At 45.1% G+C, this 543-nt stretch carries 1 pseudogene; it reads right to left on the bottom strand.

The features are described 5' to 3' along the window. Window positions 1-161: 161 nt before the first annotated feature. A pseudogene (locus R7Z49_RS27100) lies at window positions 162-543 on the bottom strand (signal recognition particle protein); the annotation flags it as partial.

Below are 543 nucleotides of genomic sequence, written 5' to 3'. Positions count from 1 at the left end.
CAATAACCTGAACAATCTGGGGTCTCGTGCCAAAATAAAGCTCCGGAATTTTACTCTTATCCCGGAGCAATGCAAGGGTTTAGTTACTTTTTCACCAACATAAATCGAAATTCAAGTTTGTGACGCAGCTAACACCCTGAAACTATAGTCACATCGATGAATTATCGACCAAATGGATTGAAGCCGCCGCCTCCACCCATACCGCCCATCATGCCTTGCATGTTACGCATCATGCCTTTCATGCCGCCCTTCTGCATTTTCTTCATCATCTTCTGCATTTGGGTAAACTGCTTCAGTAGACGGTTAACATCTTGAACCTGTACACCTGAACCTGCAGCGATACGCTTTTTACGCGAACCTTTAATGATTTCAGGACGTTGACGCTCTTTCATCGTCATTGAGCTGATGATCGCTTCCATTTGCTTGAACATCTTGTCATCGACTTTGTCTTTCACGTCAGATGGTAGCTGAGACATACCTGGTAGCTTGTCTAGCATGCCCATCATGCCACCCATGTTTTGCATTTGACCTAGCTGTTCACGG

This window comes from Vibrio sp. 1562, assembly GCF_033340155.1.
GTDB lineage: Bacteria > Pseudomonadota > Gammaproteobacteria > Enterobacterales > Vibrionaceae > Vibrio > Vibrio alginolyticus.
Note: the sequence above shows the minus strand (reverse complement) of the source record. Positions and strands in the feature narration are given on the sequence as shown.